Source organism: Leptospira tipperaryensis (assembly GCF_001729245.1).
Classification (GTDB): Bacteria; Spirochaetota; Leptospiria; order Leptospirales; family Leptospiraceae; genus Leptospira; species Leptospira tipperaryensis.
Window position 1 is genome coordinate 1873546 of record NZ_CP015217.1, and the last position, 23970, is coordinate 1897515.

At 43.0% G+C, this 23970-nt stretch carries 21 protein-coding genes, 2 tRNA genes and 1 pseudogene; 16 read left to right on the forward strand and 8 right to left on the reverse strand.

Features of this window, described 5'->3' with window-relative positions; translation table 11 throughout:
• Positions 1-17 precede the first annotated feature (17 nt).
• Positions 18-998, forward strand: a complete 981-nt coding sequence (locus A0128_RS08885) for a hypothetical protein (RefSeq protein ID WP_069607177.1) — start codon at positions 18-20, stop codon at positions 996-998.
• On the forward strand, positions 995-2020 hold the full coding sequence (gene fliM, locus A0128_RS08890) for a flagellar motor switch protein FliM (protein WP_069607178.1): 1026 nt from the start codon (positions 995-997) through the stop codon (positions 2018-2020). The genes A0128_RS08885 and fliM overlap by 4 nt, the downstream gene beginning before the upstream one ends.
• Positions 2021-2088: 68 nt before the next feature.
• Here fliM and A0128_RS08895 read toward each other — a convergent pair whose 3' ends face one another.
• A complete protein-coding gene (locus A0128_RS08895) occupies positions 2089-2310 on the reverse strand; it encodes a ferredoxin (protein WP_069607179.1) in 222 nt (73 codons plus the stop codon).
• 242 nt (positions 2311-2552) lie between these two features.
• Here A0128_RS08895 and lsa33 point away from each other — a divergent pair, with 242 nt between their 5' ends.
• The 5 genes from lsa33 (at position 2553) to A0128_RS08920 (ending at position 9697) form a co-directional block, all read left to right on the forward strand.
• The gene (gene lsa33, locus A0128_RS08900; protein ID WP_069607180.1) at positions 2553-3482 is read left to right on the forward strand and encodes a surface adhesin Lsa33; all 930 of its coding nucleotides are present in this window, start codon (positions 2553-2555) and stop codon (positions 3480-3482) included.
• A 278-nt stretch (positions 3483-3760) separates the two neighbouring features.
• Positions 3761-4930 carry an AraC family transcriptional regulator gene (locus A0128_RS08905; protein WP_069607181.1) on the forward strand — a complete coding sequence of 390 codons (1170 nt, stop codon included), beginning with the start codon at positions 3761-3763 and terminating at the stop codon, positions 4928-4930.
• A 175-nt stretch (positions 4931-5105) separates the two neighbouring features.
• The gene (locus A0128_RS08910; protein WP_069607182.1) at positions 5106-6188 is read left to right on the forward strand and encodes a helix-turn-helix domain-containing protein; all 1083 of its coding nucleotides are present in this window, start codon (positions 5106-5108) and stop codon (positions 6186-6188) included.
• A gap of 223 nt (positions 6189-6411) precedes the next feature.
• Positions 6412-8850, forward strand: a complete 2439-nt coding sequence (locus A0128_RS08915) for an NHL repeat-containing protein (protein WP_156781808.1) — start codon at positions 6412-6414, stop codon at positions 8848-8850.
• Between the two features lie 220 nt (positions 8851-9070).
• The gene (locus tag A0128_RS08920; RefSeq protein WP_069607184.1) at positions 9071-9697 is read left to right on the forward strand and encodes a hypothetical protein; all 627 of its coding nucleotides are present in this window, start codon (positions 9071-9073) and stop codon (positions 9695-9697) included.
• Positions 9698-9954: 257 nt separating this feature from the next.
• Here A0128_RS08920 and A0128_RS08925 read toward each other — a convergent pair whose 3' ends face one another.
• Together A0128_RS08925 and queF are read right to left on the reverse strand one after the other, a co-directional pair.
• Positions 9955-10221, reverse strand: a complete 267-nt coding sequence (locus A0128_RS08925; protein ID WP_069607185.1) for a SemiSWEET transporter — start codon at positions 10219-10221, stop codon at positions 9955-9957.
• Positions 10222-10237: 16 nt separating this feature from the next.
• Positions 10238-10639, reverse strand: a complete 402-nt coding sequence (gene queF, locus A0128_RS08930; protein WP_069607186.1) for a preQ(1) synthase — start codon at positions 10637-10639, stop codon at positions 10238-10240.
• A gap of 96 nt (positions 10640-10735) precedes the next feature.
• Between queF and guaA the strand changes: the two genes are divergently transcribed.
• Complete coding sequence (guaA, locus tag A0128_RS08935) at positions 10736-12547, forward strand: glutamine-hydrolyzing GMP synthase (protein WP_069607187.1); 1812 nt, start codon at positions 10736-10738, stop codon at positions 12545-12547.
• Here the strand turns inward: guaA and A0128_RS08940 are convergent, their stop codons facing one another.
• The 4 genes from A0128_RS08940 to A0128_RS08955 form a co-directional block, all read right to left on the reverse strand.
• Positions 12548-13819 carry an adenylate/guanylate cyclase domain-containing protein gene (locus A0128_RS08940; RefSeq protein ID WP_069607188.1) on the reverse strand — a complete coding sequence of 424 codons (1272 nt, stop codon included), beginning with the start codon at positions 13817-13819 and terminating at the stop codon, positions 12548-12550. It abuts the gene before it with no gap.
• Between the two features lie 2 nt (positions 13820-13821).
• Entirely contained in the window at positions 13822-14226 is a 405-nt protein-coding gene (locus A0128_RS08945) for a pyridoxamine 5'-phosphate oxidase family protein (protein WP_069607189.1), read from the reverse strand.
• Positions 14223-14687, reverse strand: coding sequence for a hypothetical protein (locus A0128_RS08950; RefSeq protein ID WP_069607190.1), 465 nt, complete (start codon positions 14685-14687; stop codon positions 14223-14225). The genes A0128_RS08945 and A0128_RS08950 overlap by 4 nt, the downstream gene beginning before the upstream one ends.
• Before the next feature lie 315 nt (positions 14688-15002).
• Positions 15003-15443, reverse strand: a complete 441-nt coding sequence (locus A0128_RS08955; protein WP_069607191.1) for a DUF4505 family protein — start codon at positions 15441-15443, stop codon at positions 15003-15005.
• 128 nt (positions 15444-15571) lie between these two features.
• On the opposite strand from A0128_RS08955, the gene A0128_RS08960 reads away from it, so the two are divergent.
• A tRNA-Cys gene (locus A0128_RS08960) sits at positions 15572-15642 on the forward strand.
• Between the two features lie 14 nt (positions 15643-15656).
• Positions 15657-15742 (forward strand) — tRNA-Leu (locus A0128_RS08965).
• Between the two features lie 241 nt (positions 15743-15983).
• Here A0128_RS08965 and A0128_RS08970 read toward each other — a convergent pair.
• Positions 15984-17804, reverse strand: a pseudogene (locus tag A0128_RS08970) (O-antigen ligase family protein); the annotation flags it as partial.
• A 108-nt stretch (positions 17805-17912) separates the two neighbouring features.
• Between A0128_RS08970 and A0128_RS08975 the strand changes: the two are divergent.
• The 6 genes from A0128_RS08975 (at position 17913) to leuC (ending at position 23953) form a co-directional block, all read left to right on the forward strand.
• Complete coding sequence (locus A0128_RS08975) at positions 17913-18782, forward strand: glycosyltransferase family 2 protein (RefSeq protein ID WP_069607192.1); 870 nt, start codon at positions 17913-17915, stop codon at positions 18780-18782.
• Positions 18772-19545 carry an LBBP_01157 family protein gene (locus A0128_RS08980; RefSeq protein WP_069607193.1) on the forward strand — a complete coding sequence of 258 codons (774 nt, stop codon included), beginning with the start codon at positions 18772-18774 and terminating at the stop codon, positions 19543-19545. The genes A0128_RS08975 and A0128_RS08980 overlap by 11 nt, the downstream gene beginning before the upstream one ends.
• Position 19546: 1 nt before the next feature.
• Positions 19547-20134 carry a D-sedoheptulose 7-phosphate isomerase gene (gene gmhA, locus A0128_RS08985; RefSeq protein ID WP_069607194.1) on the forward strand — a complete coding sequence of 196 codons (588 nt, stop codon included), beginning with the start codon at positions 19547-19549 and terminating at the stop codon, positions 20132-20134.
• A 9-nt stretch (positions 20135-20143) separates the two neighbouring features.
• Positions 20144-20911, forward strand: coding sequence for an ATP-binding cassette domain-containing protein (locus A0128_RS08990; RefSeq protein ID WP_069607195.1), 768 nt, complete (start codon positions 20144-20146; stop codon positions 20909-20911).
• A 21-nt stretch (positions 20912-20932) separates the two neighbouring features.
• Entirely contained in the window at positions 20933-22384 is a 1452-nt protein-coding gene (locus A0128_RS08995) for an FHA domain-containing protein (RefSeq protein ID WP_069607196.1), read from the forward strand.
• Positions 22385-22555: 171 nt separating this feature from the next.
• Positions 22556-23953 carry a 3-isopropylmalate dehydratase large subunit gene (gene leuC / locus A0128_RS09000; RefSeq protein ID WP_069607197.1) on the forward strand — a complete coding sequence of 466 codons (1398 nt, stop codon included), beginning with the start codon at positions 22556-22558 and terminating at the stop codon, positions 23951-23953.
• Positions 23954-23970 lie beyond the last annotated feature (17 nt).

Sequence of the window (23970 nt, forward strand, 5' to 3'; positions counted from 1 at the left end):
GCCGAAAATAAACCAGAATGATCCGGATTCTCCTCGTTATCCTCCTTACTCCTTGGATCCTCTGGGCCTTCCCAAAACGGGACGCTCGAGGCTCCGTATCCGAAAATTATCTCAGACAACAGGGAATCATTTCCCTGGATTTGAAGAAGATTCACTTCCGTGAAAACGATCGGATTCCCGTAAAGATGTCCATCACCAACACAGGAAACGAGGTGGTAAGAATTTTTCCTTCCGGAAGAGATTTGGAATCCTATCGAATCGTGGTTCGAGACGAGGATGGAAATCAAATTCCCGAAAGAGACGATGAAAGAAGAATCGATCCCGTTCTAAAACGAAGAAACACGATCGAATCTCTGGAAGGAAAGGAAATCAAAGAAATCATTCTTCACAAGGACGAGGTCTTTTCAAAAGAAATCGATCTGAATTCTCGCTTTGACCTAAATCCGGGAAAGAAATATTTCGTAACCGCATACTTCCATCCGAATATCACGGAAATGCCCGCTCTTTTTATCCGTTCCCGCAATCAGCCCTATTTCTTTTACGAAGAAAAACACAAGGAACCGGTTTTATCCGCAATTCCTGAAAAAGATCCAACCGTGGACGGATTGGAACCGGAAGAGGTGATTCATCTTTTCCTCGGATCCGAGAAGAAAAAAAATTGGACTCATCATTTCAAGTGGATTTATTTTCCGGAATACATCCAAGCTTATGATCAGTATTCGGAAGAATACAATCGATCGGAAGAATCGGAAAGAGACTTTCTTCTCGAGAATTTTAAAAAGTATCTGACCGAGTCCAGAGCGGGGCTTCTGGATTCTTATAGAATTCAGAGCGTGGAGAATGTTTCTCCGAGTTTGGCAAAAGTCACCGTCTTTGTGGAAAGAAGGTTGAATCGTCTTCGTTCCAAATACGAATACACATACACTCTCAGAAGAGTTCCCGATGAACAGGGCGGCTTCTGGAAAGTGTCTAACTTAGTAGCGAAGGTAAAGAAATGACAGAGATTTTATCGCAGGATGAAATTGACGCGCTACTCAGCGCCATCAGTTCGGGTGAAGTAAACGAGTCGGACTATGCGTCCGTATCCGAACAGAAGAAAGTAAAGATCTACGACTTCAAACGTCCGGATAAGTTCTCAAAAGACCAGATCCGTACTTTGCAGATGATGCACGAGACCTTCGCTCGTCTCGCGACCACTGGTCTTTCCGCGCAGCTCCGAGCTCTCGTTTCGGTGCACGTGGCTTCGGTGGATCAGTTGACCTACGAAGAATTTATCCGTTCGATTCCGAACCCAACAACACTTGCGGTTATCAACATGGATCCTCTGCGCGGTTCCGCGATCTTAGAGATCGACCCTTCGATTTCGTTTACGATCATCGATCGTCTGTTTGGCGGTAAAGGTGAACAAGCCAAGATTTCCCGAGAACTTTCGGAGATCGAGATGAGCGTTATGGAAGGGATCATCGTGAGAATTCTCGGAAACATGAGAGAATCCTGGTCTACTGTGATCGACTTAAGACCTCGTCTGGGAAACATCGAAACCAATCCTCAGTTTGCTCAGGTGGTTCCTCCGAATGACATGGTGGTTTTGATTACACTCGAGACGAAGATCGGGGAAGTGGAAGGGATGACGAACCTTTGTATTCCCTATATCACGATCGAACCGATTATCAATAAGTTATCCGCGCAATACTGGTATTCTTCGATTCGAAAAGGGGAGTTGGACGAAAACCGCGCCGTAATCCAAGAACGTTTGGATCAAGTCGCAATTCCTCTCATCGCGGAAGTCGGTTCCGTAGACGTTTCCATCAACGACTTTATGAATCTTTCCGTAGGAGACGTGGTAAAACTCGAGAACACTTCCACGAGATCCGAGATGACGGTGAAAGTCGGAGAAAGAAAGAAATTCAAATGTCTTCCGGGAAGAGTCGGAAGCAGGCTCGCGATTCAGATCGGAGATCGAGTGGAAGACATTCCGGACGAACTCTTAGGATCTACGAGATCGGAACAAGAATACTGATTCTTAATTAAACAAAAAAGGCGGCTAAAGGGCCGCCTTTTACATTTCTTTCGAAAAGAAGTTTTGAATTACTTCTTCCACTGAATACATTCACCGGGGCATTCGTCCATTTCTTTCTGAACGATCTTCCAATCTTCTTCAGGAATTGCAGCGTTGTTAATGGTTTCTCCACCGATATGGGTTTCCGAAGTGTCATTATCATCCATCTGAAAGTATTTCGGAAGATTATCCGCACATTGATTACAGGAAGTGCAGTTGTCCTTATCTACATACGCAATTTTAGTCGCCATAGGCTTCGATTCTCCTGAGTTGGTCTCCCGGTCGCTTAAAAAACAGGTTCCAAGATCAATTTTCTAATCACTACTTAGACGGCAAGTCCTTTTCTTTGGTTCTTTTCGGTCGAAAACACCTTGGGGGAAGAATTCTTGATAAATCGCAATCCACAAAGAAATTCAAAAAAGGGAAAACTCTGGACTAGAAATAAATTTCGTGCTACTTTGCCGGGAAAGAATTTATAAATGGGAGAACCAGAATGATTCAAAAGGGTTTATACCTGGCTTTGATCGTCTTATTCGCAATCGACTGTGGCAAATCCAAAAAAGAGGACCTTCAGGGCGGTGTTTTTACTTTTATCAAAGGAACCGTAAAACTTTCCGACAAAAGCGGAAAGGAAAAGAAAGTAGGGGTTTCCGAGTTCATCCTTCCGGAAGACAAAATCGAGACCGGAAAGGCTTCTTACGCTGACGTGCAGTTGATGGACGGAGTGATCATCCGCGTAAAGGAAAACACGATTCTTACCCTAAACAAGATTTTCGTTGATACTAAGAATTCCGAAATCTATGCCGATTTGAGTTTGAATAAAGGAAAAATTTTTTCCAAGGTTGGAACCAAACTCAACAAGTCTTCCGGTTTCAAGGTTAGCACTCCTACCGTAACCGCCGCCGTTCGTGGAACCGATTTCCAAGTCGAAGTGGAAGGAAACAAATCCGAAACTCTTGTATCGGAAGGATCCGTGGAAGTCGTAGACAATGACAACGCAGATCAAGTAAACACCGCCGACGCGGGAGAGAAAGTAACTTCAGACGGTAAGAATCAGAGCGAAGGTAAGTTGTCCGAGGATGAACTCAAAGAACTACAAGAAGACGCGGCTACCGTTCAATCCGTAACCGAAGAACAAAGACAACGTATCGAGGAAATTCTAAAAGACTTTAAAGAGAATAAAGAACGAATCCTACAAGGTCTCGAAGAACAAAAACAGAGAAACCAAGAATTGATCAATTCTACAAAAGAAGAGAATAAAAGAATGATCGATGAAGTAAAGGAATCCGGAAAGGCCGAAAAAGAAGCCATTAAAAATGCCGCAGACGAAGAAAGAAAAAATATCAAGTCGGGCATCGATAAGGACAAAGAAGCCATAGAGAATTCCAGAAAATCTCTCAAAGACCAAGTCAAACCTCAGTAAGACATTTTAAAAATCCCCGAATCGTTTTTTAAACGAGCCGGGGATTTTTCCTTCCTTCTCAAATTTCGTTTTTTATTTCGAAACAAATTCGAATCTGTGTCTTTCCGGGTCCGCATAGTTTTCCTATAAAACTTTATGCGAATGTCGCGTTATAACCCGTGAAATAAAAAAATTCTTCAGATCAACTTCTTATTATTTTCCCCCTAATTTATCATTTCGGGGGAATCATCTCTTCTGTAGATCTATAATGAGACAGATTTTACAATGATAAGGAAACTATGGATAACCGTTTTTTAACCATATCAGCTCTGCTCTACATTCTGATCGGAGCGCTTCGATTCAAAAAAGAAAGTAATGGACTGGGTTCTTACCGAGGTCTTCTTTTTCTTTCCCTCGGATGTATTCTTGGATCTTATTCCGCGACCAATTGCTCGATCCAGAGCGGACCATTTTGTTCCGTCTTAGAATTCTTCTTTGTGTATTCTTCCATCATGGCCGCTCTCGTTTTTTATTACTTTCAGAAAAAACTGAAAGTAGGTCCGGGTAGTCCTGACAAGGAAACCGTCTTTGATTCGAAGTGGGTTTTGATGGATCCCCTGAAGATCGGGATTCAGGCGGCTTTTACATCGGCTTTCATCTTTGCGGTTTGGAGAATTTTTCCTGAAAATTCTCTTCCGAGTTTGATCTCATCGGTTTCTTTTTTTATTTGTATCTATTATATCCTGATCTTTGTGGATATTCTTCTTCGCTTTCAAAAGAACCGCGGGGAAAAAATCAATCTACTTCCGTTCCTAATCGTAATTTTGGTCGTAAAAATTTTCGAGCTGGCCAGACAGATACAAGGATTTTCGGAAATTCATTCTCTGATCGTATTCGATGAGTATTTTATTCTTCTTTCTCCGATCATTCTTCATGAAATTCTTCCGCAGGAAAAACAGAGTTTTTTGAGTAAGGAAGATTTTGGAAATCGCTTGGATCCAGTTTCGGAAGAATTAAAAACGGAAGGAACTCCTTATCCAACTCGGAAATCGCAAATCAAATACAATCTTCTGAGCAATCTAAATCTTCCCGCTGTCGATCAAAAATTAAAAACTCTCTTTGAAGAGGAGAAGGTTTATTTAGACGAAGACTTGAGACTTCCGAGTCTTGCCGATGAGATCGGAATTTCGGTGCATCATCTTTCCGCGTTTATCAACGAATACTTAGGTTTGAGTTTCAATCGTTTCATCAATTCGTATCGAGTGGAAGAGGCGAAACGTATGCTTCTGGAAGAACCGGATAGAGCCGTTTTATCGGTAGGGATGGCCGTGGGATTCAATTCTACATCCGCGTTTCATCGAGCTTTTTTCTCCGAAACGGGACTGACTCCGAAACAATTTAGGGAAAATCATTTTGAGAATTTTTCAGATCGGCTTCCTTCCTCTTTGGAAGGTTTGAATCTGAATTAAGGACGGCATTTGATAAGAAGTTTCTGAAAGTTTCTGCGGATGAAAGTTTACTTTCGTTTTCTTTGTCTGAAAAAGAGGGTTAAATTGAATTTTATAAGTTCTTTTCATGAGGAATCTCGTCTACTGAAAGGCACGCTTTACAAAATTCAATTTTCCCTTTTTTAGAGACGCCGAAATGCTAAATACTTTCTATTTATTAGGCTCCCTTCTTTCCTTTATGCTGGGCCTTGTCCAAATTCTAAAAGGTTGCGTGGCCCGAAATTGGATTCTTTTCGGCATTTTTACTTCGATGGGAGTCTTTCAGCTCAAAGGTTTTTTTATCATCCGTCAGTTCTGGTTGGATTATTCTCATTTTTATGCCGTTGAGATCTTTTTTATTCTTCTCATTGGTCCTTCTCTCTTTATTTATTTTAATCTGCTGATCGGAGCTCGGCAGTTTTCCGATCGAAAGATTTTTGCTCACCTTTTGCCTTCTCTGATTTTTTTGATCTATTATCTCTGCGATACGATCTTTGTTTCTTTTCGAAATCCCTCTTTTCAGGATCTCAGCTCCGAGTTTAAGAGTCGTTACAACGCACTCTACTATATCGTTTCTTTTGTTCCTTTTGCTTACTTAATCGTTTTGGCAGTCAGTTTTTTTAAGATCTTTAAAGGGAATTTTTTAAAAATCAGATGGCCTCTGCATATCTTTGTTATCTTTCTTATGGCCCTTTTTTCCACCTTTGTAAGTATCTTTATAGGAACTCGATTTCTGCTTCAATTTCAGGATTACTTTTTAGAACTGTATCAGATTCTTCTTTTTCTTTTTTCCTGTATCATCGTTTATACTTTTTTTGTAAGTCAGATCTATCCGATCACTTTCAATCTTCTTTCCGAAACGATGATACGCCTTCAATACGAGAAGAGCACTTTGAATCGTCTGGATACGAAAGTTCTGAAGGAAAAGATAGTTTCGATCATGGAAAGAGAGAAGTTTTTTTTGGATCCGAGTATAGGTCTTAAATCTTTGGCGGAAAGATTGGAGATTTCCTCGCATCAACTTTCGGAACTTTTAAATCAACATTTGAATACGAATTTTAATTCCTTTGTGAATGCGTATCGTATCCAAGAGGCAAAGGACTTACTCCTCAATCAAAAAGAAAAAACGATTCTTACGATCGCCTATGAGAGTGGATTCAATTCTTTATCCGTCTTTAACGCAACGTTTAAAAAGGAAGTGGGGGTGGCTCCGCGATTTTACCGAAAACAAAACGGGTAGATTTGACATTCTTTCTATCAATCGCCTTTTTTTCAAAGTAGCTAGCATCGAGAATGAGTTTCGCTTTTTATAAGAACGAAATGATTCAGTTTCCTTGCGAAAGATAAGAGTCTTATAAAGTAGCGACTTGTGCTTTATAAGAATGATTTAAACTTTTCTTCTTTTTGAGTATAGTATCCCAGCCTTTCAAGAACCAATGAAAGAACTTCCCTGGGAGAAACCAATGCGATTTTTTAGATTCTATTTCTTACCGTTGACCTTATCCTTTCTATTCCTTTCAGGTTGTTTGGGAAATCGAGAGGATCAGAGTTTTTCTTTCAAGGGAGTTTTTGGTTTTCCGATTACCTCCGTAATTGGGTCGGGACCATTTTCAATTTCCGGTTCGATTTCCGGTCTTACCGGGACAGGACTTACGTTACAATTGAACGGAGGAGAAACGTTAGTCGTTTCTGCGAGTGGAAGTTTTAAATTTCAAACCCTGCTTGAAAATCAGAGGACTTATCTCGTTACCGTTTTTACAAATCCGGTGGCTCCGAGTCAGACTTGTTCCGTAACCAACGGATCCGGTTTGATTGCTTCGAGAGACATTGGAAACGTTCAAGTCGTTTGTTCTTCTTCGGCTTATTCTGTAAGCGGAAGCGTGACTGGTTTATCCGGTACTGGTTTGGCTTTATTGAATAACGGAACGGATTTGATCGGTGTTTCCGGTGCGTCCTTTACGTTTCCCTTGTCCCTTGCGAGTGGTGGAAGTTACTCGGTTTCGGTTTCAACCAATCCGTCCTCTCCTGCACAGGTTTGTTCCGTTTCTAATGCAACCGGAACGATTGCGTCTTCCAACGTCACAAATGTACTCGTAGTATGCTCCACTAGTTCCTATTCGGTAAGCGGAAGTATTTCGGGTTTGTCGGGATCCGGATTAAAATTGAAAAACAACGGCGGGGATGAAATCTCTCCGACCGGATCCACCTTCGCGTTTCCGACGTCTATTGCGAGCGGCGCCGCGTATTCTGTTTCCGTTTCACAACAACCGACTTCGCCAAATCAGACCTGTTCGGTAAGCTCAGGAGCCGGAACAATTGCGTCGGCAAATATTACGGGTATAACCATAACGTGTTCCACGACTGCTTATACGATCGGAGGAAGTATTACGGGTTTGTCAGGAACCGGTTTGAAACTTAAGAATAATTCGGGAGATGAGATCAGCGCTTCGGGCTCTTCCTTTGTTTTTCCGACTTCGATTGCAGACGGATCTACCTATGCCGTAAGCGTTTCCAATCAGCCGAGTGGTCCTTTGCAACTTTGTAGCGTGACCTCCGGATCGGGAACCGTGGCCGGAGCCAACGTGAGTAATCCTTCCATTTCATGCGTCAATCAATACAGTGTCGGGGGAACGATTACCGGCTTATCCGGAAGCGTAACGATTAAGAATTTGGTCAACGGAGACACTTATACCGCTTCTTCTAATGGAAGTTTTACGATGCCGGCGGGTTTAGCTGCTTCGGAGAATTTCAATCTTTCGGTTACAGCCACTCCATTTTCACAGTTTTGTAAATTAGCGATGATGTATGGAACGATTGCAAGTTCTCATATAACGGACGTTAGAGTGCATTGCCAGACCGGAAATAGCGGATTGATATCAGGAGGCAATTCTATCCTGTCCGATCTTTCGTTTCTGACTGGAAACATGGAAGTTCAGGCGCCTTTCACTGGTTCAATTTTCGCAGGAAAGGTTGGAATCAACGGTTCTTCCAATGGATACGGAAACACCGCGAGCTTCCATGCTCCAAACCATATTGCGACGGACGGGAAAACTATTTTCGTGGCAGATAACCTGAATAACAAAGTTAGGGCAATTGAAATTGCTACAAGGAATGTGTCCGATCTTTTTACATTCAATAACGTAAGGGGAGTCGCGACGGATGGAGTCTATGTCTATGCTTGTGGCGAGAATTCTTCCACCATTGTAAAATACGATTTAGGAACCGGAATTATAACCACGGTGGTGCCGGCAAATACATCCGGTTTCTTGGACGGTCCGATTGCAGGCGCAAAATTGAATCAACCCAATCATCTTTCTGTGGATGGCGTAAAGATCTATGTTTCGGATACGGGAAATCATAGAATTCGAATGATTGATCAAAGAGTTGGAAGCGTAACGACGATTGCAGGGACTGGGCTTGCCGGAATCGGAAACGGTTCCGCTACTGCAACCAAATTGAATTCTCCAAAAGGATTGTATCTGCAAGGAAACTCTCTTTTTATAGCGAGCACGGATGCGGATGCGATCGTAAAATTAGATCTTTCTTCATCGACTCTTTCCGTTCTTGCGGGCGGCAATTCCGGTTCTTATGACGCAACGACTGGAACAAGCGCCGCTTTCTCTGCCCCAACGGGTTTGATTTCGGACGGTTCCAAACTTTATGTTACCGACGGAGGGAGCGGGTTGATTCGAACGATAAGTCTTACGGCTCCCAATCCGACGGGAACGATTTCAGGTTGTGTGGGAAAATCAGGAACCATATCAGGAATTCATTATGCTGCTCCCTGCCCGGGCTCTGCGACCACGGCCGCATCCTTCGGGACACCGTTTGGAATCACATCGGACGGTTATAATATTCTTATCTCGGACGATACGGATCATATCGTTCGGAGGATGGAGTGAGTTATGTAATTAATTTTTTAAGTTTTCGTCGCGGGTGATTTGTAATTGAAGGTTAAAGCTTTTGATTACAAATCTTGATTTTTCCTCCTAAACTTGAAAATCAAGATTAAGTATTTAGTATCATTGGATCCGCTTTTTAACTATGATTAAAGATTTTGTTTGAAAAAAAGGGATTTGGTCTAAAACCTGATATAAATTTCAAAATATTCTTAAGGAAAACATGAAAAAACTGATTTCGTTCTTAATTTTGATGACAGCCATTAGTTGCGTTTCTTTACCTGAAACTCTCAAGAAAAAAGGTTCTGCTGACCTTTCAATAATAGCGATTTCTTTCGTTTTACAAGCGCCGATTGCTTTTTTTTCAAAAGATGCATCGGAAGTTCTTTTTGTAAAGTTAGCGGATCCCAAAGACAAGAAAGCCACTCCTAAAATTTTCCAAAGTAACTTTACTGCGAACGGTTATGTTTATTTGATAAATGCTGAACCTGGAACATACACAGTGCTTTTAGCAGGCTCCGCAAAGCAAAATCAAAACGATACGCCTGTGATTCATTATCTAGATAAGGATTCTATCGCGAAGATCGTTATCAAAGTGAACAAGAACGAATTCGTTTATGCGGGTAAATTTACAACAAATTCAAGTCAAGACGATGCTGCTTGGTCTCGGGTAGACGCTGGAAATCGCGCTCACAGTTTGACTTCTACGGAGAGCAGTACATATGAGCGCAGTTTATTGTATGCAGGCTTTTTGCAAAAAGCTGAATCTACAGATGCGGACAAACAAAGGTTAATCGGGAAAGCAAAAGAAGTTTTTAATGAATCTGAATGGGCTTCAATCATTAAGTAACTAAATATTCTAATTGTATGCGATTCTTGAATTTTGATTCGCATACACAACTTCTGATTTTCATTCTATTGTCTACCAAAAACCGTCGTAGTTCCTACTTCTGTTGTGAAAATCGGCGGCCCCGCCCTGAATTGGGTGGAGGAGGCGGGTTCGTGGGACAACTCCGGAAACTTTTCTCTACCACAAAAATGAATCTTTTTCAACAAGGAAAAACCGTTTCATTTTTGTCGTAGCTACGACAAAAAGTTAGGATTCTTTCATTCGCCTCTCGAGTCGTTTCTCAATTTAAAATAAAGAATAATCGAAGTAAAAATAAATGTGAATATATTGGCGAGGATGATCGGGAAGTCTTGTTTGAGACAACCGTAGATAAACCAAAACACGACGCCTATCACAAAGACGAGATACATGTTTCTTGAAATGTCTTTGGTGCTTCCGCCCATAACGATTCGAATGAGTTGCGGAAGAAAGGAAACCGTGGTCAAAAGAGAAGCGATATAACCTAAGAATGTAACTGAATCCATCTTGATCGGAATTCCATTACGCCTTTTTATATTCTCTGGTTACGATGGTTTTGATTCCGCCGCGAGGATTGTAGTCACCGATCACTTTTAGATATTTCGGGTCGATCGCTTTGATTAAATCATCTAAGATTTTATTCACGACGAATTCGTGAAAGATTCCAATGTTTCTATAGCTAAGAATGTATTCTTTAAAAGATTTGAGTTCGATACATCGGTTTGTGGGAACGTAGGAAATTTCGATGATTCCAAAATCGGGAAGCCCGGTCTTAGGACAAACCGCCGTGAACTCTGGAACAGTAAAATCGATTGTATAATCCTTTCCCTCGTAAACATTGGTGAAAGATTCGATTTCGGGAGTTTTTAGGGCCGGGATATGATCTTGTCTTCCGTCGTAGGTCTCTGGATTGATTGTTTCCATGGATTGTTCCTTTCATGACCAGACTTTTCAATCTTTCCCCCAGGAAAATTCTTTTTCCTGAATCCGATTCTGCATCAAAGTTCTCAGAGGGGTGGAATGGAAATCCAAAAAAAAATTGCCGTAGTTGATTTCGGAGGGCAGTACGCCCACCTGATTGCATCCAGGATTCGAAGACTCGGCGCTTATACGGAAATTCTTTCCAACGAAGAACCGCTTTCTCAATATCAAAAATACGCAGGTATCATTCTTTCCGGAGGACCCGAAAGCGTTTACGAACCGGATTCTCCAACAATCACTACAAAACTTTTTGAACTCGGAATTCCTGTTTTAGGAATTTGTTACGGTCATCAACTCATCATGAAGCTCTTAGGTGGAGTTGTCGAACGTTCCGGTACGGGAGAATACGGACCGGCATCCTTAGAGCTTCATTCTTCCAACGGAAATTCTTTACTGAAGAATTTCGTGGGTGGAGAACAGGTCTGGATGAATCACGCGGACGAGGTTGTAAAACTTCCCGAGGGGTTTTCAAGAATCGCGTCTTCCAAAGACTGCGGATACGCGGTTGTAGAAAATTCTTCCAAGAAAATTTTTGGAATTCAATTCCACGCTGAAGTCAGTCACAGCGAAAAGGGTTCCGTTCTTCTTGATAACTTTATAGAAATCTGCGGAGCTTCGCGCACTTGGGGAATCGATCAGTTCCTCAAGGAAAAAATCAAAGAAATTCAAAAGACGGTAAAGCCGGAACAAAAAGTGTTCATGCTCGTATCAGGCGGAGTTGATTCCACGGTTTCCTATCTTCTTCTCTGCAAGGCTCTTGGAACCGAAAGAGTTCTGGGATTTTTAATCGATACCGGATTTATGAGAAAGGGTGAAGTCCTTCCTCTTCAAGAAAAACTCAAGTTACAAAATATTCACCTAACGGTGAGAGACGAATCCAATCTATTTTACGAAAGTCTAATGGGAAAATCCGATCCCGAAGAAAAAAGAAAAATTGTCGGAAATCTTTTTCTGGAAGCGCGGGATCGCGCCGTAAAGGAATTAGATTTGGAACACGGGGATTGGCTCCTCGGACAAGGAACGATCTACCCGGACACGATTGAATCCGGCGGGACCAAACATTCTCATACGATTAAAACACATCATAACCGAGTGGAAGCGATTCAAAAACTCATCGAAGAAGGAAAGGTGATCGAACCGATTCGAGATCTTTATAAGGATGAAGTTCGGGACTTGGGTATTCTTCTCGGCTTGGAATCGGAGTGGGTGGGTCGTCATCCCTTTCCGGGCCCAGGTCTTGTAGTTCGTATGCTCGCCGTGGAAAAAACGAGTTCCGACGCAGATCAAAAAGAAATCGATGCCTATCTTTCGACTCAAAACGGACTTTCAGGAAAAATTCTTCCGGTCGCGAGCGTCGGTGTAAAGGGTGATCGTAGATCCTACGCCAACTGCGCGGTGTTAAACGACATCGATACGGATTGGAAAACTCTCGATCGAGTTGCGACTCATCTTTCCAATCAGTTCTCCTTTATCAATCGTGTCGTTCTTCTTCCTTTTGAGAAGGACGTGAAAAATCTGACCTTTCGTTTTACAGGAATGCAACTGGATAAGAAATGTTCGGATCTTCTCCGAGAAGCGGATTTTATCGTAGAGTCTTTGATCTTCAAAGCGGGACTTTACAATCAAATCTGGCAGATGCCCGTGGTTCTTCTTCCTATCGGCGAAAAAGAAAATGAAAAGAGTATCGTCCTTCGCCCGGTGGAATCTCAAGAAGCGATGACGGCTAACTTTTTTCCGATGAAACGAGAACTCTTACAGGAAATCAAAACGGAAGTCCTCAAAATTCCCGGAATTCGTTACGTCTTTTTTGATCTAACGAACAAACCTCCGGGAACGATCGAATGGGAATGATCAATCTTCACTCCCAATTTTGTAAATTTTTACGGCCTGAGATTTTCCTTTCACCGTAACTTCTTCGATAAACTCGTGAGGGAATTGATTTGCATCTTTTAGAGAAGCAATCGTTACCTCGCTCGCAAGGATAGGACATCCGAACTGTTTGGTCAGACCTTCGATGCGAGACGCGAGATTTACGCTGTCTCCGATTACGGTGCATTCCATTCGATTTTCATGCCCGATGATTCCGAGCATCAGATGACCCGTATGAATTCCGATTCCGATATCGACGGCTTCTTGATCTTGATTCTTTCGGAAACGATTGAATTGTCGTAGCGTTTTTCTCATTGCTAAAGCCGCTTCAATCGCGTCCTCCGCTCGGGTCGGAAAAATCGCCATAATTGCATCCCCGATAAACTTATCAATGAAGCCGTGATGTTCTCGAATTACGGGCGCGATCATTCCAAGATAATCGTTGATAAATCTGAAATTTTCACTCGGGGTCATTTTTTCAGAAAGGGTCGTAAAACCTCGAATATCGGAGAACATCACGGTCATCAGACCTTCCGTTTGATCCGCGAGTTGGGTTTCTAAGATCGACCGCTTGCTTAAGAGCGCGAGAGTTTCTTTCGGAACAAAACGGCTGTAGGCTTCCGAAAGTTGCTGCTGGGTGTGGTACGCGGCGGCGTTTTCTATCGCGACTGCGATTTGGTTCCCTACGATGCTCAGAATCATTTCGTCTAACAATTTGAAGGCGTTCATTTCCGAACTTTCGACCGCGAATACGCCGAGCAATTTTTCCTTGACTAGAAGTGGAATCGCAATCTGACTTTTGGCGTCTTTCAAACCGGGAAGTTCGATTTTCTTTTCTTCCATTCCCATGGATTGACCCACCTGTCCCGCATAACGCATTTGGGTTGAAATTCCCACCATACGCATGATCTTTTTTCTTTTTGCGACAACGCCGATCACTCCCTGTCCAAATTCTACCTTGGCACCGATCCCGACTTCGTCATAACCGCGACTGGCTACTACTTTCAGGATTTCTAAACCTTCTTGCACCATCAGAATCAGCGCGTGTTTGAAACCGAAAACCTCATCCATCACTTTCATAATTCTTTCAAAAATTTTGTCGAGGTCGAGAGTGTTTAAAATTTCGGCCGAAATGGATTGAATGATTTCGACTTCCCGCGTTTTGCGATGGAGTTTTTGATTTAAGTCTTCGATTCCTTTTTGGTTTTCGACAAATTGTTTTTTGAAGTCTTCAATCTCCTGATCGTTCGGCACGATTAGGTCTCCTTCGCTTCGGCGAGATTTTTCACGGAACGAACTTCGAATACGTCCGCGGCCTTGAGTTTAAATACGTCGCTCATACCGGACATAGACGCGATTGCTTCCAATTGCATTTCCATGGCTTCAAACAAATCACCTTCCGTTTCCGTTCTCTGATAATAAATTTCGAGAACCCACGGTTCGAGATTTTCTGGATTCAAAACTTGAAGAATGGCGTGTCGATTTTCCACGACGTTCTTATGAGTTTTGCCAAAGAATTGGTTGGAGATCGCAACGTGACGATCGTCGACTTGATAAACCTGACTTACGATCGTAGCGTTCGGAATTCCTTCTTTGGAAGAAGTTACCATGATACTCGGAACCACACCTTGCAAACAAACTTGGATATTTTCTAAGATCATTTTAATTTTTCTCCTGCTTTGGCTCCTGGCGATTGTTCAAAGAGTTCGGAAATCTCGAATGTGATCGCGACCGCGGGTTTAAGAATGTATTTTCCCCAGCCTTCTCCCGCCGTCGGACCAAAGAATAGGGTACTCGTGTCCGAACCGGCTTGTCGGGTCCTTCTCATCAATTCGTAATCGGAATCCGAACAATCGTTGATTTGTTTTACCCGTCCTTTGAACTGCCGTGTTTTGAAAGAAGACATGTGCGCGACTGTCGTTGCGATCAGTCCGTTGTCTTGGATGTCCTCTAAACAAGCTTCCGCGACCACTTGGGGAATCAATACGGTCATCTCAGTTTTTTCTTCGTTGTACCGAATTCCAAATCCTCTTGCGAAATGTGGTCTGAGATCTGAATCTCTAGTCGCGATGCTAATCGATAAGGGGCCGCTCAATTCGCCTAAATCTTCTTGTGATAACATTTTGCCTCCTTTTTTAAAAAAGTGGCTTATCGTTTCCGGCTTCCGGATTTGGGACAAGAAGAATTCAATAAAACCGAGCTTTGAATTTTAAAAACGAATTTTAATAATTGAATATTCAAATTAATTAAAGTTTCATTCTTTGCTCGAAACTTTCTATTTCCAATCTTGTTTTTGTTGTGAGTTGATAACTTGACGGGATAAAATTTTGGTTCAAATTTAGATTGCCCTTTGAAGTAGAAGTTGTTGGTGGATTCGAGGAGTTGGTTTGGCTTTTACTCGAATCGAACAAGAACAAATGGAGCCGTCTTATTTCGTTTAGGGAAGAATCCGGATTTGAAATTCTTTGTCCTCGTATTGAAAATAGAAAGTGTTTTCTTTTTCGAAGATGTTTTTTGAAATTTCGAGCAGAAGTTCCTGAGAAAAAGATCCCCATTCTTCTAAGGGGCTAGGATGTACCAAGGAATTTCGATAGATTCTCAATTGATCGGGTTGGAAGGGAAGCGAATGACTGGGCGAATAGAAAAGTTTTCCGGATTCCAACTTCCGAAATACAAAGACAGAAGTGGACGGTTGGATAAAATTCCATTCTCCGACGCAAAGAGAAAGATACGGAAACTCGGGATAAAGTCCGGTTTTGTTTTTCTGAATTCTGGAAATAAAAAAATCAAGAAATTGAGGATCGTTCAATTCGGTCCCTTCGTGAAAGAGACGGCCTCTCGCGTCTAACTGATAAAAATAAGTCCTTCTTTCACTCATAGGAACCTGTTTCGTTCGGGACGAAACCTCGCGACCGATCCGCTTGAGAAAGTAAATCGAAGCTCAAAGACCGCTCTAAAGACTTTTCTATTGACATCATACTTTCCCTTAAAATCATACCTTTTAACGGCGTCGTGGCCAAGTGGTAAGGCATGGCTCTGCAAAAGCTTGATCCCCGGTTCGAATCCGGGCGACGCCTGTCACTTTGTATCTGCCTGGATGGTGGAATGGTAGACACCCAGGACTTAAAATCCTGTGAGAGCAATCTCGTGCGAGTTCGAGTCTCGCTCCAGGTACCAAGGTTTCCCGTTTGCAACGATTCTACTGCGTTTGTGGAATCACCGCATCGCAAATTTTTCCAAAATACAATTTTGGAAAATCCACTTTCCCTTCTTTTTCAAAATCCAGATATGAAATTCTAAAGTCTCGGAAAAACACACCGTCCGGAAATTCTTTCGGATATGTATGGAGCAAAGAATTCGGGATAAGAATCTCGTTCTTACCCGGCTTCAAGGTAACTTCGATGGTTTCCAAATCCGTTTCCCCTTGCGCCCAGTAGAGTTGGTCCTGGTTAAAAGAATCTCTTGAAACGATCGTAATCCTTGCTTTTTTGGGGACGTTAGTCGCGTTTTCAGGGACGTAGATCTCAAAACTAAACGGAATCACTCTCGGGACGGGTGGATTTGGATAACGGTGCGTCAGACAACCTTCCACTTGAAACGGGAGGGACGCCTGGGTAACGTTTAGGTTCGAATCGAAGTCTTGATTCAGGATTTGAGAAGATTCGAATTTTAGAATATTCTTCTGAACTGTCTTTACGAGATTGAGATCGGAAGCTCTGACTCTTCGATTGTAGACGTCCAGAGGTTTTAGATTTAGGCGAGGGATCCAAAAAAGCCAATAGAAGAGGAGTGGAAGCCCGACGGCGGCTGCGGTTTTCAGGAAAATTTTCCGAAAGATCGGAAGTTGAGAAAGTGTTTTAGAATCTTCGAATGTATTTTCGGTTTTGGATGGTAGAGAAGGATTTCGAAGTCCTCCTAAAAAAATTCCACAAAAAACAAAAAAGGGAAGGAGCACCTCGTCGTCCAAAAGATAACACTGAAAAAAACCAGCGGAAAAAAGACTAAAAATCCCGATCGTCAAAATCGACAAGCTCCCAATTTCATCGGGTCGTTTTTGAAAAAATCCGTCGAATAACTTCCACCAAAACCATAAAAATAAAATTCCGGCAAAAATCCCTCCTACGGCGATGAAATGAAGGAGATCGTTGTGAGCGTGTCCTCTCGGAGTGATATAGAGTTCATACCAGAGCTGCTCCTGGCCTTCGATCATCTTTGAAGATTCTTTCCAGTGAGAATCCTTGTAGTTTCCACCCCCGACCCCGATCCAGGTATGATCTTGGATCAGAGGAATCGTATTCTTATAGATATAGTATCTCTGATTTTCAGTATTATGAACTTCGAATATTTGAGAAATCGATCTCTGGATCAGCCAGTTGTTTCGAAAAAGATAGGTGGCTGAAAGTAGGACTGCGAGAAATAAAAGGCCGGCCATGAGTTTTGTTTTTGTCGAAAAGTTCGGTAGATTTTTTTTGAGAGAAAAGGTTCCGTGTAACAAGGCTACGACGAGAAGGACGACCACTCCCAACCAGATCGAACGACTCTGGTTAAAAAAAAGAACGATCCATCCTGCGGCGAGGAGCGCGGTCCTTGCGTAAAATAGAATATTCTTATTTTCTTTCCATTTCCGAAACCAATCCAAAAGAAGACCCGGAAGAATCAGACCCAAAAGTCCGCCAAACGTTAGGTGTGTATTCATCATTCCAATGGGAAGATAGAGTTTGATCGGTCCTAAATTCCCCGAAAAATGTTGGAGTCGATCTCCGGGAGCGTAACGAAATCCGTTGGAGACAAACTTTCCGATTCTTACTTCCGAAAAAAGACTGATACAACCCAGAAGGATCGCGATTACCGCAGAAGCGTAGAGAAAGTTTTTAAGAATCCTTTGATTTTTTTCCTGGGAAACGATCAAATAAGAAGCCGGAAGAACAAGGAGCATCCAGAAGTCACCGAACTCGGACTGTTTGATAAACTTTTTAAAAAAAGGCTGATACGATTCTGCCTGGATCAGAGAGGAAAGAAGGGCTAAAAGATAGATTCCTAAAAAGATCAGAAAGAAACTCTGAATTCGTTTCCAATCCTCCCGATATTCTTTTCTGAAATAAAGGAGCGGATAAGTCGTTGCAATCGTAAGACCCGCAAAAATCTGCGAGACGCTCACGGACTGTGGAAAGCTGAGCAGAAACAAACAGAGTGAAAAAAGGGAAAGCCTCTCCCCATTCTTTACAAATCCTTCTTTCAAATTTTGCTCCTCGGAAGTTCTTAAAAATTCCCTTAAAAAACCAATGACAGAGAAAGAATTCATTCTACCATTAGAAAAAAGAACTGATTCCGGGAATCAATCAAGCAGATGGGAAAAACAATTCCAGCCAAGAAAAAGAAAACGGAAAAAAAAACCGACTCCACTCTTCCCTCCAAGGGCAAAAAATTATCAGTCGCTATCATTACCTACAATGAAGAAAGAAATATCGGAGAATGTATCGAATCCTGTCTGAACATCGCGGATGAGATCGTTGTCCTCGATTCGATCAGCACCGATCGTACGGAAAAAATTTCAAAGTCGTATCCGCAGGTTCGATTCTACAAACAAAAATTCAAGGGCCATATCGAACAAAAAAACGACGCGATCGAGCTCTGTAAGTTCGAGTGGATTCTTTCTCTGGACGCGGACGAAAGAGTTTCTCCGGAACTGCAAAGATCGCTTCTGCAATTCAAACAAGACGAGAAGAAGGAAGACCGCAGCGGCTTTCAGGTATCCCGTCTTACGTTTCATCTCGGAAGATTTATCCGTTACTCCGGTTGGTATCCTCAGTTCCGTTATCGTATTTTTAAAAAAGGAAACGCGGTCTGGGTCGGAGAAAATCCGCACGATTATATCAGCATCCAAGGAAAGGGCGGAAAACTTTCAGGCGATATCATTCATTATAGCTTTCGAGATCTCACTCATCAAGTGAATACTATCAATCAGTTTTCTTCCATCGTCGCAATGACGAGACAAAAAAAGGGTAAAAAATTCTCAGCTCTTCGCACGATCTACAAACCGTTCTCTAAATTTATAGAAACTTATTTTTTTAAGTTCGGATTCTTAGATGGATTTCCCGGCTGGGTCATCGCCGTTTCTTCCGCTTATTCCACCTTTCTCAAAGACGCAAAACAATACGAGCTTGAGAAGAAGATCATCGAAAGACCTTCCAACGTAAAAGAGGGTTATGGGAGTTAAGTCGTTTTTCAAAAAAATCCTTTCCTTCTTTCGAAGTAGAAAAAAGAAAAAGGGTCACGTCGAAGAGGCTCCTCCGGTAAGAGAAAGTTACGGATACAAACGTGAGCTTTCCGAACTTCGTGAAAAGGCTGATCGTTTTTTTGTAACGCGGAAAAAGAGCAGCGGCGTCGTTCACGAAACAAAATATTATAAAATTCTAAAGAATGGTCCCAAACTTTTCCGCTTCGAAGGAAAGGAAAAAAACGGAAGAGAGTATTCGCTTGTTGTTTCCACCGGAAATTTTTTAAGTCTTCAGGGTGAAAAAATCTCGGGGGTGGTTTTTGTTCCGGAAGCTGAACTCAACCGAATTCTTTCCTACGAACACACGGATCTAAAAAGTGTTTTCTCCCGATTTCAACCCGAAGGAATCGCCGAGGACTTAAAAATTTTATACGGAGAATCGGGTTCTTCGCAAGAATCTTGGAAGGACTTTTACAACTGGGAAGCGATCTGGAAACAACAGATTCTTATGCGTTTGAAACCGAGTCTTTTGGGAATTCTTCTCGTCTACATGGGACCGGAATTCGAACAATTCTTTCAATCTAATTCTACAAAGAGATTAAAGTCGATCGTCTCGGACGAATTGTATTTTTTAAACGTGAGCGGAAATCAAAAAGAGAATTCTCCTTACACGGAAAATCTTTCGCTTCAGGACTTTGAAAAAGCAAAAACGGAATTCTTCCGAGTGTTGGAACAGATACGGAAAAAAAGAGGTACAACCTAAGATGGATATCAAAGAAATTGCTCTCGGTCAGATCCGAGATTCTATTTCCACCAAACAGAAATTAATCGATTTAATTTTAGAAGATATTACGAAAGCGGGCGATCTGGTCTCGAAAGTTTTGCAAACTGGAAACACCGTTTTTCTCTGCGGGAACGGAGGTTCTTCCTGCGACGCTTCTCATATCGCCGCCGAACTCGTGGTTCGTTACAAATCCGGAAACGAAAGAAAGGCGCTTCCTGCGATGTCTCTTTCGGCAGACTCCGCGGTATTGACCGCGTGTTCGAACGACTACGGTTACGAAGAAGTATTCTCCAGACAAATCGAAGCCTTCGGTAGAAAAGGGGACTTGCTCATCGGACTTTCCACGAGCGGAAATTCCAAGAACGTTCTTCTCGCTCTTGAAAAAGCGAAAACGAGAGGGGTCAAAACCATATCCTTGTTAGGCGGAGACGGCGGTAAGATGAAAAACCTCGCTGACCTTGACGTGATCGTTCCGAGTAAGGTGACCGCAAGAATCCAAGAATCTCATATTCTGATCGGACATATCCTCTGTAGTATCGTTGAATTCAACCTCTTCAATCTGGAATAACCCTGATTTGTGAAATCAACCCTCATCGAAATTTCCAATCTGAAGGTTTCCACTCCCGGTCATCACATTCTCAAAGGAATCGATTTTTCCCTGCAAAAGGGCGAAGTCCATTGTATCGTAGGAGAATCCGGGAGCGGGAAGTCGACTTTTGCTTCTTGTCTTTTGGGAATGACGGACAAAGAACTTTTTCAGAGATCCGACCGTTTTCAATTTCTGGGAACGGACGCTCGTTACTTTACGGAAAGAGAATGGCAGCCCCTTCGCGGCAAAAAGATCGCCTTGGTGCCGCAGAATCCGATTTGGGGGTTTCATCCCTATCGAAAGACCGGTTCTCAGATCCTCGAAGCATTCTCCCTTACCAACCGAGAATGGGCCCAGAAAGAGAAAATCCTCAAACTTTTAGAATCCATTTATATTCACGACCCCAAACGCGCGTTTGACGGACTCCCCGGAAATCTTTCCGGAGGAGAAAGACAAAGAATCCTGATTCTTCTGGCTGTTTATTCCGGTGCGGAGATCGTCGTCGCTGACGAACCGACTGCGGCTTTGGATTCGATCAGCGAAGCGGAGGCTTTGAAACTTCTTATGAAATTCCGAAAGGAAAGGGACCTTTCTCTGATTTTTATCACCCACGAAATCTCTATCGTAAAGGCTTTGGCCGATACTATGAGTATCTTGTATCAAGGAGAATGGACCGAGGTCGTTTCCCGAGGAAAATCCGGAGAATTGAATCCGAGTTCCGAATATGGAAAAAAACTGTTTGAACAGGGAAGCTGATCTTAGAAACTACTCGAGCGAATGATGGGTTATGCAGTCCTCCTAACACTGGTTTTATTTACCTTTCCGATTTTTGCCCAGAAATCCCCATTTATAATGGAGGAAATCGACGCGTCCTCGTTTCCATCCATTCAACTTTCGATCCGAGATAAAAAACAATTTCCAATGGAAAGAGAAAACTTTCTCATCCGAGAATCTCGAGGTCCTGAAAACCGTACGGTTCTCAGACCTAAAATCTCTCGCAAAGAAGGATCGAGATCCGTTCATACGGTCTTTCTCGTTCAGTCCGGAACGAGCTTGGAAGAAAATAATTTCAACACACGTCTGCTTCAAAAAATCGTTCAGGCAAGTGGCGACGAAGATCATTTTAGTTTTATCTTTTTTTCGGACGATCTCCTCGTTGTAGAAAAAGATCTGGATCGACAAGCCGCGCTTCTCAAAGCGCGGGTTCCCGGTTCTCTCAGCAATCGGAACACGGGAGTCAACCTGGATCTTGTATTCCAAAAAGTGAATACGATTTTAACAAGAGAATCCTATCTTGCACTTTTGGTTTCCGATTTCGACTACAGACTTCCTCCGGGGCTTAGACAAGGTTTGTCCACTTCCGGTCTTCCGATTCAGGTTTTAGGAAAACGCAATTTCGCAAACCAAGAGCTCGTTCGAATTTACGGCGGAGAATTGTATGAGTTGGATGCTCCCGATTCCGTTTCCCGCTTTTTGACCGACTTGGAATACTTTCACAAACATCCGGCTCTGATTCAGTATGATTCTCCCTTTCAAGACGATTTTTGGAAAGGAGAAGGTGATTTTTTGCGAGGAGATTGGGAATCCAGTCGAGGCGGAAAGTTTACATACAATTACAAACCAGGCGCGATGAAACAACTTCGTTTTGTTTTTTTGAGTCCGGGAGTTTTTCTTCCCACCATCGGATTCTTACTCATTCTCACTTTGATCGGGCTTTTACTTTTGTTCAAAAGAGAAAAAGAACCCGAAGAAGCCTTGAGTCCTTCCAACGGAGAAGCCGAACGTAGATTTCACGCGAGAGGAGAAGAACGAGAAGTCTATCAGAGAATGTATGGAGATCAGTTTCATACTTCTCCCTATGCGAATCCCGAAGGAGTTTACGTGGCTCGTTCTCTTCCCGTAAACGAATCCGAGTTTGAAGCGGCCGAAGCATACGATCTCGCGACCCTGATTCAAAAGGAAGGACGAACTCCCGGAAAACAGGTTCCGATTCGAAAGGCGGAAACAACCTTGGGCGCTGGAGAATTTTCGGACGTCCTCGTTGCCGATCCGAACGTGAGTAAACTCCACGCGAGAATCCGAAAGATCAAAAATCGATTCGTGCTCTACGATCTCATTTCGGACGCAGGCACTTATCTCAACGGGAAGAAGGTTCTAAGACCTCGGGTCCTCTATGATTTTGACGAGATCAGTCTGGGAAAGACGGTCTTTGTTTTTCGCGCGAGATAGAATTTTCATTCTTCCAAATTCAATCCAGATCGCTTAGAATAGATCCGGGTAGACGAAAAGACCCGATTTCCCAACGATGGAAATACAGACGGATGCGCTCTTTCTCCTTCCGAGAAATCCATCCAATCCACAAATTCCGAAAGAATTTCTTTCGGGGAGACAGAATCCAAAATGAAGACAATGTTCGAAAAAATCTGGGAAGACCATCTAGTCGGGGAACTGGATGGAGGATCGTATATCATTTATATTGACCGTCACCTCATCCACGAAGTCACCAGCCCCCAGGCTTTTGAAGGAATCAAAATCGCAGGAAGAAAGGTCCGTCGTCCGGAAGCAACCTTTGCTACGATGGATCATAACGTTTCCACAAGAACCAGAGACATGAGTCTCGCCGATCCGATCTCCGCGATCCAAATGCAGACTCTGAAAAAAAACTGCGACGAAAACGGAATCCGTCTTTATGATTTTCAAAATCCGGATCAAGGAATCATTCACGTCATCGCTCCGGAAATGGGTCTGACTCATCCCGGGATGACCATCGTATGCGGAGATTCTCATACTTCCACTCACGGCGCTTTCGGAGCTCTTGCGTTTGGAATCGGGACCAGTGAAGTCGAACACGTCCTCGCGACCCAGACCCTCGTTCAGAAAAGAGCGAAGACCATGGAGATCCGCGTAGACGGAAAACTCTCCGATAAGGTTACGGCAAAGGACATCATTCTTGCGATCATCGGTAAGATCGGAACGGCCGGGGCCACCGGTTACGTAATCGAATACCGCGGTTCCGCGATCCAAGCTTTGAGCATGGAAGCTCGTATGACGATCTGCAATATGTCGATCGAAGCGGGAGCGAGAGCCGGACTGATCGCACCGGACGAAACCACTTTCCATTATATCAAAGGAAAAGACTTTGCTCCAAAGGGTGCGGAATGGGATCTCGCGGTTAAAAAATGGAAACACTACGTCACAGACGAAGGTGCGAAGTTTGATACCACTGTGATTTTACACGCAGACGAAATCGCACCTATGGTGAGTTGGGGAACTTCTCCGAGCCAAGTGATTTCCATAAAGGGAGTTGTGCCGGATCCAAAAGACGCGACCGATCCCGTTGAAAAAATCGGAATCGAATCCGCGTTGAAATATATGGATCTCAAACCGGGACAAAAGATCGAAGAAGTAACGATCAACAAAGTTTTTATCGGCTCTTGCACCAATTCTAGAATCGAAGACTTGAGAGCGGCGGCGGCTACTATCCAAGGGAAAACCGTTTCTTCCAAAGTGCAGGCAATCGTAGTTCCCGGATCCGGAAGGGTCAAACGCCAAGCGGAGCAAGAAGGTCTGGATAAGATTTTCTCAGCGGCAGGTTTTGAATGGAGAAATCCAGGTTGTTCCATGTGTCTTGCGATGAACGACGACGTTCTCGAACCCGGAGATCGTTGTGCTTCCACCTCCAATCGTAACTTCGAAGGTCGTCAAGGAAAGGGCGGTCGAACTCACCTCGTAGGACCGGAAATGGCTGCGGCTGCTGCGATCGAAGGTCATTTCGTGGATATCCGAAACTGGAAATAAGGGAAAGAATTTAGAAC

Bases quoted from the DNA above. Each gene is read 5' to 3' on its own strand.
- gmhA (WP_069607194.1), top strand. From the start codon at position 19,547: ATGGATATCAAAGAAATTGCTCTCGGTCAGATCCGAGATTCTATTTCC.
- A0128_RS08915 (WP_156781808.1), top strand. From the start codon at position 6,412: ATGCGATTTTTTAGATTCTATTTCTTACCGTTGACCTTATCCTTTCTA.
- A0128_RS08945 (WP_069607189.1), bottom strand. From the start codon at position 14,226: ATGATCTTAGAAAATATCCAAGTTTGTTTGCAAGGTGTGGTTCCGAGT.
- leuC (WP_069607197.1), top strand. From the start codon at position 22,556: ATGAAGACAATGTTCGAAAAAATCTGGGAAGACCATCTAGTCGGGGAA.
- A0128_RS08885 (WP_069607177.1), top strand. From the start codon at position 18: ATGATCCGGATTCTCCTCGTTATCCTCCTTACTCCTTGGATCCTCTGG.
- A0128_RS08925 (WP_069607185.1), bottom strand. From the start codon at position 10,221: ATGGATTCAGTTACATTCTTAGGTTATATCGCTTCTCTTTTGACCACG.
- lsa33 (WP_069607180.1), top strand. From the start codon at position 2,553: ATGATTCAAAAGGGTTTATACCTGGCTTTGATCGTCTTATTCGCAATC.
- A0128_RS08980 (WP_069607193.1), top strand. From the start codon at position 18,772: ATGGGAGTTAAGTCGTTTTTCAAAAAAATCCTTTCCTTCTTTCGAAGT.
- queF (WP_069607186.1), bottom strand. From the start codon at position 10,639: ATGGAAACAATCAATCCAGAGACCTACGACGGAAGACAAGATCATATC.
- A0128_RS08950 (WP_069607190.1), bottom strand. From the start codon at position 14,687: ATGTTATCACAAGAAGATTTAGGCGAATTGAGCGGCCCCTTATCGATT.
- A0128_RS08995 (WP_069607196.1), top strand. From the start codon at position 20,933: ATGATGGGTTATGCAGTCCTCCTAACACTGGTTTTATTTACCTTTCCG.
- A0128_RS08895 (WP_069607179.1), bottom strand. From the start codon at position 2,310: ATGGCGACTAAAATTGCGTATGTAGATAAGGACAACTGCACTTCCTGT.
- A0128_RS08905 (WP_069607181.1), top strand. From the start codon at position 3,761: ATGGATAACCGTTTTTTAACCATATCAGCTCTGCTCTACATTCTGATC.
- A0128_RS08955 (WP_069607191.1), bottom strand. From the start codon at position 15,443: ATGAGTGAAAGAAGGACTTATTTTTATCAGTTAGACGCGAGAGGCCGT.
- A0128_RS08910 (WP_069607182.1), top strand. From the start codon at position 5,106: ATGCTAAATACTTTCTATTTATTAGGCTCCCTTCTTTCCTTTATGCTG.
- guaA (WP_069607187.1), top strand. From the start codon at position 10,736: ATGGAAATCCAAAAAAAAATTGCCGTAGTTGATTTCGGAGGGCAGTAC.
- A0128_RS08975 (WP_069607192.1), top strand. From the start codon at position 17,913: ATGGGAAAAACAATTCCAGCCAAGAAAAAGAAAACGGAAAAAAAAACC.
- fliM (WP_069607178.1), top strand. From the start codon at position 995: ATGACAGAGATTTTATCGCAGGATGAAATTGACGCGCTACTCAGCGCC.
- A0128_RS08920 (WP_069607184.1), top strand. From the start codon at position 9,071: ATGAAAAAACTGATTTCGTTCTTAATTTTGATGACAGCCATTAGTTGC.